This is a genomic window from Microbacterium sp. GW823-FHT02G05 (assembly GCF_058797175.1).
This window is the reverse complement of the sequence record NZ_JBXAJK010000002.1, coordinates 209,218-226,708: the sequence shown is the minus strand read 5'-3', so window position 1 is coordinate 226,708 and position 17,491 is coordinate 209,218. Positions and strand designations below refer to the sequence as shown.

The window sequence follows — 17,491 nt, the reverse complement described above, 5'->3', positions numbered from 1 at the left end:
AACCGCATGAAAAGACGACGTATTCCCTTGCTAGCATCCTTCGGTGCTCTCCTGCGATGATCCTCTCCCCCTGGTACCGCAGCGCGTACTCATCGCCGGGGTCACCGGATCAGGAAAGACGACGCTCGCGGGCCGGATCGCCGCTCTCTGGACACTGCAGCAGCACGAGATCGACGCGCTCCATCACGGGGCCGACTGGACGCCCCGCCCGGAGTTCCTCGACGACGTGCGCACCTTCTCCGCGACGGACCGCTGGGTCGCCGAGTGGCAGTACACGAGCAAGGGCACGGACGAGATCATGACGCCGCGAGCGGAGCTCGCGCTGTGGCTCGACTACCCGTGGCGCGTGGTGCGCTGGCGCCTGCTGCGACGCACGCTCCTGCGTAGCGTTCTTCGCACGCGCATGTACAACGGCAACGTCGAGAAGCCCCTCTGGCATCTGCTCGCCACGCGCGACCCCGCGGAGAACATCCTCGCCTGGCAGACGAAGACGCGCAGGTTCTGGGCAGAGCGGATGCCGGATCGCGAGAAACAGTTCCCCACCCTGACGATCGTCCGCCTGCGGCATCCGCGGGAGACCGAGCGCTGGTTGCGCCGTCAGGCGGAGGCGTCAGGGGTGTTGATCGCCCCGCCGAAGCGCCGATCGCGCGACAGGTAGATGCCGATCGCCCGCCAGAGCTCCTCTCGGGAGAAGTCCGGCCACAGCGTGTCGAGGAACACCATCTCGGCGTAGGCGGACTGCCACAGGAGGAAGTTGGAGGTGCGCTGCTCCCCCGAGCTGCGCAGGAAGAGATCGACGTCCGGCATGTCCGGCACGTAGAGGTTCTTGCGGATCTGCTTCTCGGTGATCGCGCTGGGTTTCAGGCGCCCGGCTTTGACGTCTTCGGCCATCGCACGCATCGCATCGACGAGTTCGACGCGCCCTCCGTAGTTGACGCACATCGTCAGCGTGAGGGTGTCGTTGCCCCGCGTGAGCTCTTCGGCGTACTGCAGCTCTTTGATGACCGTTCCCCAGAGGCGGGGCTTGCGTCCGGCCCAGCGCACACGCACGCCCCACTCGTTGAGCTGATCCCGTCGGCGGTGCAGCACATCGCGGTTGTATCCCATGAGAAAGCGCACCTCTTCGGGGGAACGAGCCCAGTTCTCGGTCGAGAACGCATAGACGGAGAGATGCTTCACGCCCGCCTGTATGGCGCCAGCGACGACATCCAGCAGCACCTCCTCGCCCGCCTTGTGCCCTTCGATGCGGTTGAGGCCGCGACGGTTCGCCCAGCGGCCGTTGCCATCCATGACGATTGCGATGTGTTCGGGAACCCCGGCGGGCGGGAACGCCGGCGGGTAGACGCCCGTCCAGTCGAGGGGGCGATAGGCCACAGCATCCTTGTGGGTGTAGGGCTTGGGGCTCACAGCGTTCCTTCCACGTGTGCGAGCGAGCGGATGCCGCGCTCCATGTGCCATTGCGCGTAGGCCGAGACGAGGCCGGAAGCCGCCGCGTGCTCCGTCGGCGACGCGCCATCGACGCTCTGCCAGTCCCCCGCGACGAGTGCATGCAGGAGGGACAGGGTCGCAGGTTTGATCCGGGCGCTGCCCGCGGGCGCACAGTCCGTGCACACCGTCCCGCCCAATTGGGCGACGAACATCGGATGCGGCCCGGTGCGCGCGCATCGCGCACAGTCGCCGAGTGCGGGCGCCCAGCCGGACAGCGCCATGACACGCAGCAGGTAGGAATCCAGGATGCTGCGCGCCGCATGCTCACCACGCGCAAGCGCTCGAAGACCACCCACGAGGAGCAGGTACTGCTCCGGCGTCGCCTCCGCGTCGCTCATGCGATCGGCGGTCTCGACCATCGCGTTCGCGGAGGTGAATCGGTCGTAGTGCACCACGATGTCTGCGCCGTAGGCGCCCAAGGACTCGGCCTGCTGCACGATGTCGAGCGAGCGCCCCTGGTAGAGCTGCACGTCAGCGACCATGAAGGGTTCCAGGCGCGAGCCGAACTTCGACGATGTGCGGCGCACACCTTTGGCGACCGCACGGATCTTGCCGTGCCGCCGCGAGAGCATGGTGACGATGCGATCGGCTTCACCCAGTTTGTGGGTGCGCAGGATCACTGCTTCGTCACGGTATGTGGGCATTACTCGATTATCCCTCGCACCCCGGACAATAGAGGGGTGACTGAACCGCTCTTCACGATTCCGCTCTGGGCAGACCTCCTGGGCGTCGGCCTCGGTGGTGTGCAGGGTGCGATGTTTGCCTCCGGTTTCCAGGGGCAACGGCGCCTCGACCTCCTGGGGGTCGCGATCATCGGCATTCTGATCGGGATGGGCGGCGGTCTCATCCGCGACCTCATGCTCGGACTTCCCCCCGCGACGCTGCAGAGCAACTGGTACCTGCTCACGGCGACCGGCGCCGCCATCATCGGCATGCTCCTGGCAGGACTGCTCAACCGCGCCAACGGCGTGATCGTCGGGCTGGACGCGATCGTGATCGGCATGTTCGGCGCGTTCGGGACCAGCAAGGCCATCGGGCTGGGTGTCCCTCCGGTCCCCGCCGTGTTCATCGGCGTGTGCGCTGCCGTCGGCGGCAGCATCCTGCGCGATGTGATCATGGGTCTTCCCGTGGCGATCATGCATGTCGGCTCGCTCTACGCCGTCGCAGCCGCCGCGGGAAGCATCGTGATCGTCAGCGCCTACGCGCTGGGCCTCGATCTCGTGATCGCCGGCATCGTCGGCATCGTCGTGACCGCCGTCATTCGCGTCCTGGCCGTGATCTTCGACCTCTCTCTGCCGGAGCAGCGCCGTCTCTACCGACGCAAGGTCGCCGCGGAGACCGGAATGATCCCGATCATCAAGCCGTAGCGTAGACACGAAAGAGGGCGGATGCTGCGCAGCATCCGCCCTCTTCTCGTTGTCTCAGACCGATGCCAACTCACGGTCACGGCTGCGGATCGAGCGGTTCACGCCCGAGACGATCGCCTTGAGCGATGCCGTCGAGATGTCGCTGTCGATACCGACGCCCCAGAGACGCTGGTCACCGACCTGCAACTCGACGTACGCGGCGGCCTGCGCATCGCCGCCAGAGCTGAGGGCGTGCTCCACGTAGTCGTAGACGGTGATGTCGAAGCCCTGGCCGCGCAGGATCTCGACGAAAGCGGCCACCGGGCCGTTGCCCTGCGCCGAGGCCGTCTGCCGTTCTTCGTCGTCACGCAGCACGACGTCGAGCGACACCGCGCCGGACATGTCGCTGCGCGTCTCTGTGCCCAGCAGCTCGAAACGCCCCCAGCGGGCGTCGGCGTCATCTGCCGGCAGGTACTCATCCGTGAAGATGTTCCAGATCTGCTCGCTCGTGACCTCGCCACCCTCGGCGTCAGTCTTCGCCTGGACGACACCGGAGAACTCGATCTGCAGCTTGCGCGGCAGGTCAATGGCATGGTCCGTCTTCAGCAGATACGCAACCCCGCCCTTTCCGGACTGCGAGTTCACACGGATGACGGCCTCGTACGAGCGCCCCAGATCCTTCGGATCGACGGGCAGATACGGCACGGCCCACTCGATCTCGTCGACCGTGACCCCCTTCTCGGCCGCTGCCGCCGCCATGGCCTCGAAGCCCTTCTTGATGGCGTCCTGGTGTGATCCGCTGAACGCGGTGAAGACCAGATCGCCCGCCCAGGGGCTGCGCTCAGGCACCGGCAGCTGGTTGCAGTACTCGACCGTGCGCTTGACCTGATCGATGTCGCTGAAGTCGATCTGCGGGTCGATGCCCTGAGTGAACATGTTGATGCCCAGCGCGACCAGGTCGACGTTGCCGGTGCGCTCGCCGTTGCCGAACAGGCATCCTTCGATGCGGTCCGCGCCGGCCATGTACCCGAGCTCGGCCGCAGCGATCGCCGTTCCCCGGTCGTTGTGCGGGTGCAGCGAGATGATGATGTTCTCGCGGTGGTTCAGGTGACGGCTCATCCACTCGATCGAATCGGCGTAGACGTTCGGCGAGGACATCTCGACCGTGGAGGGCAGGTTGATGATGACCTTGCGGTCGGGCATCGGCTCGAAGACCTCGATCACCTGATTGCAGATGTCTGCCGCGAACTCGAGCTCTGTACCCGTGTAGCTCTCGGGGGAATATTCGTAGAAGACCTGCGTCTCGGGGATGCGCTTCTCGAACTCCCGACACAGGCGAGCGCCTTCCAGCGCGATGTCGATGATGCCCTGCTTGTCGGTGCGGAAGACCACATCGCGCTGCAGCACGCTCGTCGAGTTGTACAGATGAACGATGGCCTGCTTCGCGCCGGCGATCGCCTCGTAGGTACGCGCGATCAGATGCTCGCGCGCCTGGGTCAGCACCTGGATCGTCACGTCGTCGGGGATGACGTTGTCGTCGATCAGGTGGCGGACGAAATCGAAGTCCGTCTGGCTCGCCGAAGGGAAACCGACCTCGATCTCCTTGTAGCCCATGCTCACCAGCAGGTCGAACATCACGCGCTTGCGCTCGGGCGACATCGGGTCGATCAGCGCCTGATTGCCGTCACGCAGATCGACCGCGCACCAGCGGGGCGCCTCGGTGATGCGGGCATCGGGCCAGGTGCGATCCGGCAGGTCGACGCGAAGCTGCTCGTGATACGGACGGTACTTGTGGACCGGCATCGCGGAGGGGCGCTGAGTGTTCTTCATGATGGGCTTCTTCTCTTCGTCAGAAATGTGTGGGGCCAACACAAGCGCCGCGACGAGGAAGGCCCTGTATTAGGACTCGTCGCGGCAGCTAAGAAGAAGCAGACCGCCAAAGCGCATGCGACCATGATAACAGTCGTGTCGGCCTGCCACCGCACGTGCGCCCTGAAGCTCACCTCAGAAGCCGAGACGACCCAGCTGCTTGGGGTCGCGCTGCCACTCCTTGGCGACGCGCACGTGCAGCTTGAGGAACACGCGCGTGCCCAGAAGCTCCTCGATCTGCGCCCGTGCCCGAGCGCCGACGTCGCGCAGACGCGAGCCCTTGTGCCCGATGATGATCGCCTTCTGACTGTCGCGCTCGACGACGATCGACGCATGGATGTCGGTGAGATCCGAGTCTTCCCGTGGCTCGATGTCATCGACGACCACGGCGATCGAGTGCGGCAGCTCATCGCGCACGCCCTCGAGCGCCGCTTCGCGGATCATCTCGGCGATCCGGTCTTCCGTCGACTCGTCTGTGACGACATCGTCGTCATACAGCGCGGGTCCGGTCGGCATGAGCTGCAGGATCTCATCCGACAGCACGTCGAGCTGTACCCGTGTCAGTGCCGACAGCGGGATGACCGCGGCCCAGTCTTCGCGCAGCGCGTCGACCTCCATGAGGCGCTCGGTGATCTCATCACGCCCGGCCACGTCGACCTTCGTCACGATCGCGATCTTCCTCGCGCGCGGGTAGCCGTCGAGAGATGCCGCGATCCGTCGGTCACCCGGGCCGATCTTCTCGTTCGCAGGGACGCAGAAGCCGATCACATCGACATCGCCGAGCACCTGCTCGACCAGATCGTTCAAGCGCTCGCCGAGGAGCGTGCGGGGCTTGTGGATGCCGGGGGTGTCGACGATCACCAGCTGTCCGCCGGGGCGGTTGAGGATGCCTCGGATGGCACGCCGTGTCGTCTGGGGCTTGGCGCTCGTGATGGCGATCTTCTCGCCGACGAGCGCGTTGGTGAGCGTCGACTTTCCAACGTTCGGTCGACCCACGAACGTCACGAAGCCGCTGCGGTTCTCCGATTCGAGCTCAGTCATGGTCTGTGTCCTGTTCCTTCTCGTCTTCGGCGCGAGCGACGAAGACGGTCGCGAGGCCGCGTCCGCGTCCGCGGGAGGTGCCACCGGTGAGTTCCAGACCGCGGACGACCGCGGTGGAGCCGGGCAGCGGGATACGTCCGATGGCCTTACCCAGCAGACCGCCGATGGAATCGACATCATCATCTTCGAGATCGATTCCGAAGAGGTCACCGACGTCTTCCAGGCTCAGGCGAGCACTGACGCGGTAGCGTCCGTCGTCCAGCGCGACGACCTCCGACGACGGCAGGTCGTACTCGTCTGCGATCTCACCGACGAGCTCCTCGATGAGGTCTTCAAGGGTGACGAGGCCGGATATCCCGCCGTGCTCATCGACGACCAGACAGACGTGGACCGCTTCGCGCTTCATCTGCTGCAGCAGGGTCTCTGCACGCATCGACTCGGGGACGAAGCTGGCCGGGCGGGCGATCGTGCGCACGGAGCCGGTCTTCCAGCCGACCTCGTCGCGGAACGCGAACTGCACGAGGTCCTTCAGGTAGAGCACGCCGACGACGTCATCCGCCTCATCGTCGACGACGGGCATGCGCGAGACTCCGCGGTCGAGGAACAGCCCCATCGCCTCGCTCGTCGTGGCGTCCGCATCCACGGTCACCATGTCGGTACGCGGCACCATGACGGCGCGCACGAACTGGTCGGTGAAGTCGAAAACGGAGTGGATCAGCTCGCGGTCGTCGTCTTCGATGAGGTCGTGCGAGGCAGCCTCGTCGACCATGCTGAGGAGCTGCTCCTCCGAGGTGAAGGTGCTGCGACCCGTCCCCGGGGTGACGCGGCGACCGACGACGACGAGGCCCTGCGCGAGGGGCCCGAGGATCAGGCGCACCCCGCGCACCAGCGGCGCACAGGCGCGCAGCATCGCATCGGCGTGCTGGCGGCCGAACGAGCGCGGGCTGGCTCCCACGAGGACGAAGGTGATCCCGGTCATGAGCACAGCGGCAGCGAGCATCGCCCACCAGATGTTCCCGAAGAACAGCGTGAACGCGACCGTGACGAGCACGGCTGCCGTCGTCTCGGCGAGCACCCGGATGAACGACACCGCGTTGGTGTGCACCTCCGGGTTCTCCGCGATCCGCGCGAGCGAGGGAGCGTTCCTCCCCTCCTCGCCCATAGCCTCCAGGTCGCTGCGCGATCGGACACCGAATGCGGCATCGATCGCGGCCATCAGCCCGGCGAAGGCGACCAGAAGCACCGCTGCGAGGAGCAGCAGGACGGCAGTCATGTTCATCGATCTCGCTCGCGCTCTGCGGCGGCGAAGCTCAGGATGAGCTCCCGCTGCAGACCGAACATCTCCCGCTCTTCGTCGGGCTCGGCGTGGTCGAAGCCGAGGAGGTGCAGCAGGCCGTGCGTGGTCAGCAGGATGAGCTCGTCCATGAGCGTGTGGCCGGCCGTCGCGGCCTGCCCCTCCGCCACCTGCGGGCACAGCACGATATCGCCGAGAAGCCCCGGGGGTGTGGGGCGGTCGATCGTGCCGGGACGCAGCTCGTCCATGGGAAAGCTCAGGACGTCCGTGGGTCCGGGCTCGTCCATCCACTGCACGTGCAGCGCTTCCATCGCTCCCTCATCGACGAGCACGATCGCCACATCGGCGTCGGGACTGACGTTGAGCTGGGCCAGGTTGTGATCGGTCAGGCGCAGCAGCACCGTCTCATCGATGGCGATGGCCGATTCGTTGTTGATCTCGATCATGAGCGTCCTCGTTTCGGCGCGCGGTCGTGTGTTCCAGGACGCATCCCTGCGCGTCGTTCTGCGCGGTTGGCGAACTCGGCCGCCTGCTCCCGCTCGTGACGCGCAGCCATGCGCTGTTCGTCGTACTCGCTGTAGGCGTCGACGATACGCCCGACCAGGGAGTGGCGGACGACGTCGTCGCTTGTCAGGCGAGAGAAGTGGATGTCGTCGATGTCTTTGAGCACGCGTGTCACGAGACGCAGACCCGATGCGCCCTGCGGCAGGTCGATCTGCGTGATGTCGCCGGTCACGACCATCTTCGAGCCGAAGCCGAGACGCGTGAGGAACATCTTCATCTGCTCGGGGGTGGTGTTCTGGGCTTCGTCGAGCACGACGAAGGAGTCGTTGAGCGTGCGGCCACGCATATACGCGAGCGGGGCGACCTCGATGGTTCCGGTGGCCATGAGCCGCGGCACGATCTCCGGGTCCATCATCTCGTTGAGAGCGTCGTAGAGAGGCCGGAGGTAGGGGTCGATCTTGTCGGTGAGAGAGCCGGGAAGGAAGCCGAGCCGCTCCCCCGCCTCGACCGCCGGACGCGTCAGAATGATGCGCTCGACCTCTTTGCGCTGCAGCGCCTGCACGGCCTTCGCCATCGCGAGGTAGGTCTTGCCCGTACCGGCCGGACCGATGCCGAAAACGATCGTGTTTTCGTCGATGGCATCGACGTACTCTTTCTGGCCGAGTGTCTTCGCACGGATGACCTTGCCTCGCGAGGTCAGGATCGGCTCGCTCAGCACCTCACTGGGCCGGGGCCCCGCGTCGCGCTGCAGGATGCGCGCCGAGTTCTCGACATCACCAGGCGCGAGGTCGTGTCCCGAGCGCGTCATCGCGATGAGCTCATCGAGCAGCGTGCGCGCGGCCGCGACATCCGCCGCCGGACCGCTGAGCGTCAACTCGTTTCCGCGCACCAGGACATCGACGGATGGATGCTGAGCCTCGAGCATCTTGAGCAGGCGATCCTGTGCCCCCAGGAGACGCACCATCGCGATGCCGTCTGCAGAGAGCCGATCGACGACGTGGTCGTCTTCCGGATCAGGCACCGACGCTCGCCTCGCTCAGACCACCGGCGAGCACGTGCGCGTGCACATGGAACACCGTCTGCCCCGCGTGGGCTCCGGTGTTGAAGACGAGCCGGAACTCGCCGTCGGCATGTGCAGCGGCCAGATCGTTCGAGAGCGAGACGATCTCGCCGAGGAGCTCAGGGTCGCCCTCAGCAAGCTCGACCACGTTGCGATACTGCTCGGTCTTGGGGATGACGAGCAGATGCACGGGAGCCTGCGGGTTGATGTCGCGAATCGCGAAGACGCGGTCGGTCTCCGCGAGGATCTCGCCGGGGATGTCCCCGTTCAGGATGCGCGTGAAGATCGAAGGTTCCGTCATAGCGCCCAGTCTATCGGCGCGATCTGGCCTGCGCGGGTGGTACGCGCCCAGCGGAACTGCAGGATCACCAGCGTCCGAGAGCAGCCGAGAGCACCGCGATCGCGGCGGGCCCCGCCGTGGAGGTGCGCAGCACAGCATCACCGAGGACGACTCTCTCGGCGCCGGCCGCTTCGAGGCGCTCAAGCTCTTCGGCACTGATGCCGCCTTCCGGACCGACCACCAGCACGATGTCGCGGCCATCGAGTTCGAGCTCGGTGAGCCTGAGCGTCGCCGACGGCTCCAGCAGGAGCATCCGCTGCGTGCCTGCCCGCTGTGTGAGCTGCGCAGTGCTCTGCACCTCGGAGACCGTCGGAATCCATGCGCGATGGGCCTGCTTCGCTGCCTCACGGACGATCGTCGCCCAGCGCTCGCGCCCCTTGGCGGCCTTGGCACCCTCCCAGCGCGACACGCTGCGCGATGCCTGCCACGGCACGATCTCGTCGACACCGAGCTCGCACGACGCCTGCACGGCCAGCTCGTCGCGGTCGCCCTTCGCCAGCGCCTGGACGAGCACCAGCTGTGGGCTCGGCCGTTCGACGTCGGTCCGCGATGTGATCTGCACGTCGACACGCGTGGCTTCGACGAGGGATGCAGCGCCGCTCAGCCATACGCCGGAGCCGTCTCCGAGCGTGATCTGCTCGCCGAGGCGCACACGGCGCACGACGGCCGCGTGCTTCGCCTCCGGCCCGGTGAGGGTCACGATGTCGCCGACAGCAGCAGCGGAGGCATCCGCAGTGACGAAGTGCAGAGCCATGGCTCAGGAGTTCCGGAAGCGGTCGCGCAGCTTCGAGAACAGCCCCTGGTGGAACTCGGCGAGCTTGGGCGCCGGTGCCTTCGAAGTGCGGGCGAAATCTTCGATCAGCTTGCGCTGCTTCGAGTCCAGACGCGTAGGCGTCACGACCTGCACACCGACCCGCAGGTCGCCGCGCTGGGTGCCGCGCAGGGGCGTGACACCGCGGTTCTTGATCGTGAGGACGTCACCGGACTGCAGACCCGCGCGGATCTCCAGATCGACCGCTCCGTCCAGCCCCTCAATCGTGGTCGTCGTACCGAGGATCGCATCGCTCATCGCCACCTCTAGCGTCGCGAGCAGATCGTCGCCCTCGCGGCTGAACGTCGGGTGCGGAGCGACGCTGACCTCGATGTACAGGTCGCCGCTGGGCCCACCGCCCCGGCCCACCTCACCAGAGCCCGGAAGCTGCAGACGCAGGCCGTCCTCGACTCCCGCCGGGATGTCGAGCGCGACCGTGCGGCGCGAGCGCACACGGCCCTGGCCGCTGCACGTCGCACACGGGTAGGGAATCGTCGTTCCGTAGCCCTCGCACGAGCCGCAGGGCTGCGTCGTGATGACGTTGCCGAGGAGGCTCCGCACCTGCTGCTGCACGTGACCGCTTCCCTTGCAGATATCGCAGGTGACCGGCGACGTGCCCTCCTGGCAGCAAGAGCCCTGACACGTCTCACACAGAACCGCGGTGTCGACCTCGATGTCCTTGTGCACGCCGAACACGACATCGCCGAGCTCCAGGCTGATGCGAACGAGGGCGTCCTGGCCGCGTTCACGACGCGACCGCGGTCGGGCCGTGCGACCGCCACCGCCCGCCCCGAAGAACGTCTCGAAGATGTCGCCGAAGCCACCGAAATTGCCGAAGTTGCCGCCGGCGGAGTCGCCGCCCATGTCGTAGCGGCGACGCGACTCGGCGTTGCTGAGCACGTCGTAGGCGTGCGTCACGAGCTTGAAGCGTTCAGCCGCATCCTCACCGGGATTCACATCCGGGTGCAGCTGGCGCGCCAGCTTGCGATACGCCTTTTTGATCTCTTCCTCGGTCGCCTCGCGAGAGACTCCAAGGATCTCGTAGTGATCAGCCACTTCTCCCTTTCCAACGCCCCGGCACGCGGGGCCGTCTCACGTGCCGCTCAGCGGCCCGTCTCGTCGTCTTCGAGCATCCGCGACAGGTAGCGGGCGACGGCCCGCGCTGCGGCGAAGTTGCTCGGATAGTCCATGCGCGTCGGCCCCATGACCCCGACGCGTGCCGTTCCCCCGTGTGTCTGATAGTCGCTCGCGACGATCGAGGCCTCGGGCAGGCCGAAAGCCTCGTTCTCTGCGCCGATGCTCGCCGCAAGGCCGTGCTCATCGGCGACCATCTCACGCATCAGACGCAGGAGAGTCACCTGCTCTTCGATCGCCTCCAGCAGCGGATGGATGCTGCCGCGGAAGTCCTGCTCCCGTCGTGCCAGCGTCGCAGCCCCGGCCATCACGAGGCGCTCCTGCCGGAACTCCGCGAGTTCTTCGCCGATCGCCTTCGCCAGCGCCGACATCGCCGCGGTCGTGCGGGCCGGACCGACTTCGTTCTGCAGCGCCGTGAGGCACTCGGAACCATCGCGCACCGAGCTGCCGGTCAACGTGCCCGTCAGTCGTATCCGCAACGCGGTGAGGTCGGCCTCGTCGAGGTCGACGGGCAACGGCACGATGCGTTGCGAAACCCCGCCCGCGTCGGTCACGAGAATCACCAGCAGGCGGTTGGGCGCCAGCGATACGAGCTCGACATGCGTCACGTGCGCACGCGCGAACGACGGGTACTGCGCCAGGGCGACCTGCCCGGTGAGCTGGGTGAGGACGCGCACGGTGCGGATCATCAGATCGTCGAGGTCGGTCGGTTCGGTGAGAAAGCTCGAGATCGCGGAGCGTTGCGCCGTCGAGAGCGGCCGTACCTGCGCGAGATGATCGACGAAGACGCGATAGCCCTTGTCGGTGGGGACGCGGCCCGATGAGGTGTGGGGGGCCGTGATCAGCTCTTCGTCTTCGAGCAGCGCCATATCGTTGCGGATGGTGGCCGCGGAGACGCCGAAGGAGTGACGCTCGACGATGGACTTGCTACCAACCGGCTCGTGGGATGCCACGTAGTCCTGCACGATCGCACGGAGAACCTGCAGACCTCGTTCGCTGACCATCGCCCCTCCTCTCGGGTGCTCTCCGACCGCAGGAGCGCATTGGCACTCCCCACCTCTGAGTGCCAATCTTAGCGCGCGGTGCTGGACACTGGCCGAGCCGACGCGCCTACCCCTACGATGTGGCCATGAGCCCCCAGCGCCCGCGTGTCCGCTTGTCGACAGGAGAGATCGAGGGAGAGAGCCGCGGCGGAATCGACCGATTCCTCGGGATCCCCTACGCCGCACCCCCGTTCGGCGAGCGTCGTTTCGCAGAACCTCAGCCGCCCGAGCCCTGGAGCGGCGTTCGCGATGCCCGCGCTTTCGGCGCGACGCCACCGCAGCGTCCGTATCAGGGGCGCCTGCAGGCTCTGCTGCCCACGGTGACCATCGCCGGAGAGGACGTGCTGACGGTGAACGTCTGGGCACCACGCGACGCGCAGAATCTCCCCGTCGTGTTCTGGCTGCACGGCGGCGCCTTCGAGCGCGGCACGACGGCGCTTCCGCTCTATGACGGGAGCGCGTTCGCGCGAGACGGCGTCATCTTCGTCTCGGCCGGGTACCGTCTCGGCGCGGAGGGCTTCTCCGTTCTCGAAGGCGCACCGCGCAACCTCGGGCTCTCGGATGCCGCATGCGCTCTGCGCTGGACGCACGAGGAGATCGCGGCATTCGGCGGCGACCCAACCCGCATCACGGTCATGGGCGAGTCCGCTGGCGGCGCGCTCGCTGCCGCGCTGCTCGCACGGCCGGATTCCGCCGAGATCCCGGCGGCGCTGATCGTGCAGAGCGGCCCCCTCTCGGCCGACAGCCCGACGAAGGCGGGACGCGTGACCGCAGCACTCGCGAAACGACTCGGCGTGTCCGCGACCGTCGAAGACTTCCGCGCCCTCACCCCTGACCAGCTTCTCGACGCGCGCCAGGCGCAGTCCGCCGGAAGCACACCCCTGCGAGGGGCGCCCGGGTACCTGCTGTGCCTCGACGCGACCTCACTCCCACGCTCGCCGGAGGAGGCTCTGCGCGAGGCGCAGATTCCTGTGCTGATCGGCACGAACACCGACGAGTACCGCCTCTGGTTCGCGCCCGAAGCCCTCTCCCGCATCCGTCCCCTCCAGCTGCTGCTCGCGCGCCTCGCCCTCGGAATCTCGCGATCTGCCGTGCGCGCATACCGCCGCGAGTTTCCCGAAGCGACGACCGGCGAGATCTTCGGACAGCTCGCAACGGATGTCCTGCTCCGGGCACCTGCCCTCCGCGCGGCCGGTGCGAGAACCACCGTGACGTGGGTATACGAGTTCGCCTGGACGACACCACTGCACGATCTCGGCGCTGCCCACGCACTCGAACTGGGCTTCGTCTTCGACGCGCTGCAGACGGATCACGCGATTCGCCTCGCCGGTCCGGAGGCACCGCAGGCTCTTGCCCAGCAGATGCACGGCGACTGGGTGCGCTTCGTCCTCGCCGCCGAACCCGTCTGGCAGCCGTACGCGGCGCACTCGCGGATCACCCGTGTCTACGACAATGAGATCCGTGACATCCCTGCTCGTCGCACCGCCGCCCTCGATCTGCTGCCGACAGCGCGGTCACGCTGAGCCGCGCTCGGCTCAGTCAGTGAGAGCGCGGACGACCGCGTCAGCGAGCAGCCGTCCGCGAAGGGTCAGCACGACCGTGCCGCGCAGAGCGGACGCCGGATCGATCAAGCCGTCTGCGATGAGCCCCGCCACCTTGGTGCGGTGCGTCGCGGAGAGCACATCGATCGGCAGGCCCTCGGCCATTCGAGAGCGCAACAGCACGCGCTCGAGCGTCACAGCGGTGGCATCCGGACGCTCCTGGCCCGCCGCCGGCGATTCACCCGCAGCGAGGCGTGTCGCGTACGCGGCGGGATGCTTGACGTTCCACCACCGCAGGCCGGCCACATGACTGTGCGCGCCGGGGCCGAAGCCCCACCAGTCGGTCCCCCGCCAGTACGCGCTGTTGTGTCGCGACTCCTGCTCAGGCGTCCGCGCCCAGTTGCTGACCTCATACCAGGACAAACCGGCATCCCCGAGCATCCGATCGGCCAGCTCGTACATGTCGGCCTGCAGATCATCGTCCGGTGCGGGAACTTCGCCGCGGCGGATCTGCCGGGCGAGTTTCGTCCCGTCCTCGATGATGAGGGCGTAGGCAGAGATGTGATCCGGAGCCAGTTCCAACGCGGTCTCAAGGGACAGTCGCCAGTCTTCCAGTGACTCCCCGGGTGCGCCGTAGATGAGGTCCACGCTCACGTCGAATCCGGCAGCACGGGCGGCCTCGACGGCGGTGCGCACGTTCTCGGGTCGGTGCGTACGATCGAGCGCGGCGAGCACGTGCGGCACCGCCGACTGCATGCCGACCGACATGCGGGTGACACCGGCGCGTGCGAGCTCAGCCGCCACTTCGGGCGTGACCGTGTCCGGGTTCGCCTCGACCGTGACCTCCGCGCCGGGGCGGATCCCGAAGGCCTCGACAGCGGCGCGCAGCATCCGCCCCAGATCTCCCGCGGGAAGCAGGGTCGGGGTGCCGCCGCCGAAGAAGACCGTGTCGAGTGGACGCAACGCCCCCGCCTCATCGAGGACCGCACGGGCGAGCGCGATCTCGGAGATGAGAGTGTCGGCGTAGGTGTCCTGGCGGGCGCCCTGGAGTTCAGACGAGGTGTACGTGTTGAAGTCGCAGTACCCGCAGCGCACGCGACAGAAGGGCACATGGAGGTAGGCCGAGAACGGTGCGTCCGCGTCGATGCGCAGATCCGCGGGGAGGCGCCCATCCGTCGGTGCGGGATCTCCCTGGGGCAGTGCTCCGGCCATCAGAGCGGAGTCGCGTACAGCGGCGAGATCGCACGAAGATAGCGCGCGAAGAGCTCGCGGCGGCGGCGCTTCACGAGTGCCGGAAGCACCCGGTAAAGAAGACCGACCGGAGCATCGAACGCTCGCACGGTGAACCACACCTCGTCCGTGTCTTCACGCCACTGCAGGTCGAACGACTCCTCGCCGCTGACGACGGAATCCCCCACCGTGCCGAGAACGAAGCCGATGTGGCGGCGCTCCTCCGTGACCGAGATCACACGAAGCTCCGCGTCCGCACGCATCCCGCCGACGCGCCCGTCCAGGCGGATCGTCATTCCGGGACCGACGAACGGCGTGCCCTCGGCGTCGAAGCGCTGTTCGACGTCGCGCGTGCTCGGCGCGATGGGCGTGCCCTCCTCATCGAAGGTGACCCCCGCGTAGGCCGGTCCGGCAGCAGGGCGGACATCCTGCAGAGTGAGTCCTGCCGCACGCTGGGCGGTCCAGGACAGCAGCGCCTCACCGGCGATCTGGAATCGCTCCTCGCCGCTGCCGATGCGCCACGATTCCTCCGCAGGAATGCTGTGCTCCGGCGGATACTGCATCAGATCCGGCGCATGAGTGGCACCGACGGCGGCATAGTCCACCGTCCCAGCTCGGAATGTTCCGCGACGCATGTTCTCCAGAATACTTGGGCTCACCTGAGCAGACACCGGACACGCGGCCCGACGTCGAGGACGTCAGGCCGCGCCCCTGTCACTTCTTGTCTTTGCCTTCGACGTCGCCCGACAGCGCGGCGATGAACGCCTCCTGCGGAACCTCGACGCGGCCGACCATCTTCATGCGCTTCTTGCCCTCCTTCTGCTTCTCGAGGAGCTTGCGCTTACGGCTGATGTCACCGCCATAGCACTTGGCGAGGACGTCCTTGCGCAGGGCGCGGATGGTCTCACGGGCGATGATGCGGGCACCGATCGCCGCCTGGATCGGCACTTCGAAGTTCTGACGCGGGATGAGCTTGCGCAGACGCTCGGTCATGAGCGTGCCGTAGGCGTAGGCCTTGTCACGGTGCACGATCGCGCTGAAGGCGTCGACCTTGTCTCCCTGCAGCAGCACGTCGACCTTCACGAGGTCGGCCGTCTGCTGGCCCGCGGGCTCGTAGTCGAGGCTCGCGTAGCCCTGCGTCTTCGACTTCAGGTGATCGAAGAAGTCGAAGACGATCTCACCGAGCGGCATGTTGTAGCGCAGCTCGACGCGCTCTTCGCTGAAGTACTCCATGCCCAGAAGCGACCCTCGGCGCGACTGGCAGAGTTCCATGACCGTTCCGACGTAGTCCTTCGGCAGCAGGATCGCGACCTTCACCACGGGCTCTGCCACCGAGGCGACCCGCCCGTCCGGGTACTCGCTCGGGTTCGTCACGGTGACCTTCTCACCGGTGTCGGTCGTGACCTCGTAGATCACGCTCGGCGCCGTCGTGATGAGATCCAGGCCGAACTCGCGGCTCAGACGCTCGGTGATGATCTCGAGGTGCAGCAGACCGAGGAAACCACAGCGGAAGCCGAAGCCGAGTGCGACGGATGTCTCGGGCTCGTAGACGAGCGATGCATCTGACAGCTTGAGCTTGTCGAGTGCCTCACGCAGATCCGCGTAGTCACTGCCGTCGATCGGGTACAGCCCCGAATAGACCATGGGCTTCGGGTCGGTGTAGCCGGGAAGCGACTCCTCCGCCGGCTTTCGCAGCGTTGTGACGGTGTCGCCGACCTTCGACTGGCGCACATCCTTCACACCGGTGATCAGGTAGCCGACCTCACCGACGCCGAGCCCCTTCGTGGGGATCGGCTCGGGGCTGGACACACCGATCTCAAGGAGTTCGTGCGTGGCACGTGTCGACATCATCTGGATGCGCTCGCGCGGCTCCAGCTTGCCGTCGACCATTCGCACGTACGTGACCACACCGCGGTACGAGTCGTACACGGAGTCGAAGATCATGGCGCGCGCCGGAGCATCCGGGTCGCCCTTCGGTGCAGGGATCTGCTCGACGATGCGGTCGAGCAGGTCTTCGACGCCGACACCGGTCTTGCCCGAGACGCGGAGGACGTCGTCGGGGTGACCGCCGATGAGCGAGGCGAGCTCCTTCGCGAACTTCTCGGGGTCGGCCGCCGGCAGATCGATCTTGTTCAGCACAGGGATGATGTGCAGGTCGTTCTCGAGAGCAAGGTAGAGGTTCGCCAGGGTCTGGGCTTCGATGCCCTGCGCCGCGTCGACGAGGAGGATCGCGCCCTCACAGGCCGCAAGCGAACGGGACACCTCGTACGTGAAGTCCACGTGGCCCGGGGTGTCGATCATGTTGAGTGCGAAGGTCTCACCGCCCGCAGACCAGGGCATGCGCACCGCCTGGCTCTTGATCGTGATGCCGCGCTCGCGCTCGATGTCCATGCGGTCGAGGTACTGCGCCCGCATGTCACGGTCAGAGACGACACCGGTGATCTGGAGCATCCGGTCGGCAAGAGTCGATTTGCCGTGGTCGATGTGCGCGATGATGCAGAAATTGCGGATCTGCGCAGGCGGCGTTGCAGCCGGACTCAGGGGGGTGGAAGCACGTGGTGACATATCCAATCCAGAGTACCGTGGCGCGGCGTCAACCTCGATTCCAAGAGAGAAGTGATAGTGTCCCCAAGGTTGCGATGGCACTGAGTGTCATCTTCGCCATGACTCAGTAACGTCCTCGCAGCGAGTCTGCAACGTCGCCGACTCGTCACAGGGCTTGTACCTACAAGTACCCATTCTCAGCGCGTTATCGGCGATCCCGATGACGTCTGTGAGAGAGAAAGAACA

Annotated in this window: 17 protein-coding genes; 3 read left to right on the top strand and 14 right to left on the bottom strand. The window is 66.7% G+C overall.

Annotated elements, in window-relative coordinates; all coding sequences use genetic code 11:
- Positions 1–43 precede the first annotated feature (43 nt).
- A complete protein-coding gene (locus AC1REM_RS10995; protein WP_492514670.1) occupies positions 44–658 on the top strand; it encodes a P-loop NTPase family protein in 615 nt (204 codons plus the stop codon).
- On the opposite strand, the gene AC1REM_RS10990 is transcribed toward AC1REM_RS10995, so the two are convergent.
- Both AC1REM_RS10990 and recO read right to left on the bottom strand, forming a co-directional pair.
- Entirely contained in the window at positions 598–1,407 is an 810-nt protein-coding gene (locus AC1REM_RS10990; RefSeq protein ID WP_492514669.1) for an isoprenyl transferase, read from the bottom strand. The genes AC1REM_RS10995 and AC1REM_RS10990 overlap by 61 nt on opposite strands.
- Entirely contained in the window at positions 1,404–2,132 is a 729-nt protein-coding gene (recO, locus tag AC1REM_RS10985) for a DNA repair protein RecO (RefSeq protein ID WP_204939851.1), read from the bottom strand. Before recO ends, AC1REM_RS10990 begins: the two co-directional genes overlap by 4 nt.
- Before the next feature lie 36 nt (positions 2,133–2,168).
- On the opposite strand from recO, the gene AC1REM_RS10980 reads away from it, so the two are divergent.
- Positions 2,169–2,855, top strand: a complete 687-nt coding sequence (locus AC1REM_RS10980) for a trimeric intracellular cation channel family protein (RefSeq protein ID WP_204939850.1) — start codon at positions 2,169–2,171, stop codon at positions 2,853–2,855.
- Positions 2,856–2,909: 54 nt separating this feature from the next.
- Here AC1REM_RS10980 and leuA read toward each other — a convergent pair whose 3' ends face one another.
- The 9 genes from leuA to hrcA form a co-directional block, all read right to left on the bottom strand.
- Positions 2,910–4,664 carry a 2-isopropylmalate synthase gene (gene leuA / locus AC1REM_RS10975; RefSeq protein ID WP_492514668.1) on the bottom strand — a complete coding sequence of 585 codons (1,755 nt, stop codon included), beginning with the start codon at positions 4,662–4,664 and terminating at the stop codon, positions 2,910–2,912.
- Between the two features lie 174 nt (positions 4,665–4,838).
- A complete protein-coding gene (era, locus tag AC1REM_RS10970) occupies positions 4,839–5,744 on the bottom strand; it encodes a GTPase Era (protein ID WP_492514667.1) in 906 nt (301 codons plus the stop codon).
- Positions 5,737–7,017 (bottom strand): hemolysin family protein, encoded by a 1,281-nt coding sequence (locus AC1REM_RS10965; protein ID WP_492514666.1) that lies wholly within the window; start codon positions 7,015–7,017, stop codon positions 5,737–5,739. The genes era and AC1REM_RS10965 overlap by 8 nt, the downstream gene beginning before the upstream one ends.
- Positions 7,018–7,019: 2 nt before the next feature.
- The gene (ybeY, locus tag AC1REM_RS10960) at positions 7,020–7,484 is read right to left on the bottom strand and encodes an rRNA maturation RNase YbeY (RefSeq protein WP_204939846.1); all 465 of its coding nucleotides are present in this window, start codon (positions 7,482–7,484) and stop codon (positions 7,020–7,022) included.
- Positions 7,481–8,506, bottom strand: a complete 1,026-nt coding sequence (locus tag AC1REM_RS10955; RefSeq protein WP_492515472.1) for a PhoH family protein — start codon at positions 8,504–8,506, stop codon at positions 7,481–7,483. Before AC1REM_RS10955 ends, ybeY begins: the two co-directional genes overlap by 4 nt.
- Before the next feature lie 49 nt (positions 8,507–8,555).
- Positions 8,556–8,903, bottom strand: a complete 348-nt coding sequence (locus AC1REM_RS10950; protein WP_492514665.1) for an HIT domain-containing protein — start codon at positions 8,901–8,903, stop codon at positions 8,556–8,558.
- Positions 8,904–8,967: 64 nt separating this feature from the next.
- Complete coding sequence (locus AC1REM_RS10945) at positions 8,968–9,696, bottom strand: 16S rRNA (uracil(1498)-N(3))-methyltransferase (RefSeq protein ID WP_492514664.1); 729 nt, start codon at positions 9,694–9,696, stop codon at positions 8,968–8,970.
- Between the two features lie 3 nt (positions 9,697–9,699).
- On the bottom strand, positions 9,700–10,809 hold the full coding sequence (gene dnaJ, locus AC1REM_RS10940) for a molecular chaperone DnaJ (RefSeq protein ID WP_492514663.1): 1,110 nt from the start codon (positions 10,807–10,809) through the stop codon (positions 9,700–9,702).
- A gap of 47 nt (positions 10,810–10,856) precedes the next feature.
- Entirely contained in the window at positions 10,857–11,891 is a 1,035-nt protein-coding gene (gene hrcA, locus AC1REM_RS10935) for a heat-inducible transcriptional repressor HrcA (protein ID WP_492514662.1), read from the bottom strand.
- A gap of 125 nt (positions 11,892–12,016) precedes the next feature.
- Between hrcA and AC1REM_RS10930 the strand changes: the two genes are divergently transcribed.
- The gene (locus tag AC1REM_RS10930; protein ID WP_492514661.1) at positions 12,017–13,453 is read left to right on the top strand and encodes a carboxylesterase/lipase family protein; all 1,437 of its coding nucleotides are present in this window, start codon (positions 12,017–12,019) and stop codon (positions 13,451–13,453) included.
- 12 nt (positions 13,454–13,465) lie between these two features.
- On the opposite strand, the gene hemW is transcribed toward AC1REM_RS10930, so the two are convergent.
- The 3 genes from hemW to lepA all read right to left on the bottom strand — a co-directional run bounded on the left by hemW (position 13,466) and on the right by lepA (position 17,266).
- A complete protein-coding gene (hemW, locus tag AC1REM_RS10925) occupies positions 13,466–14,683 on the bottom strand; it encodes a radical SAM family heme chaperone HemW (RefSeq protein WP_492514660.1) in 1,218 nt (405 codons plus the stop codon).
- Positions 14,683–15,336, bottom strand: coding sequence for a DUF1990 domain-containing protein (locus tag AC1REM_RS10920; protein ID WP_492514659.1), 654 nt, complete (start codon positions 15,334–15,336; stop codon positions 14,683–14,685). The genes hemW and AC1REM_RS10920 overlap by 1 nt, the downstream gene beginning before the upstream one ends.
- Positions 15,337–15,415: 79 nt before the next feature.
- Entirely contained in the window at positions 15,416–17,266 is a 1,851-nt protein-coding gene (gene lepA, locus AC1REM_RS10915) for a translation elongation factor 4 (RefSeq protein WP_204939838.1), read from the bottom strand.
- Positions 17,267–17,491 lie beyond the last annotated feature (225 nt).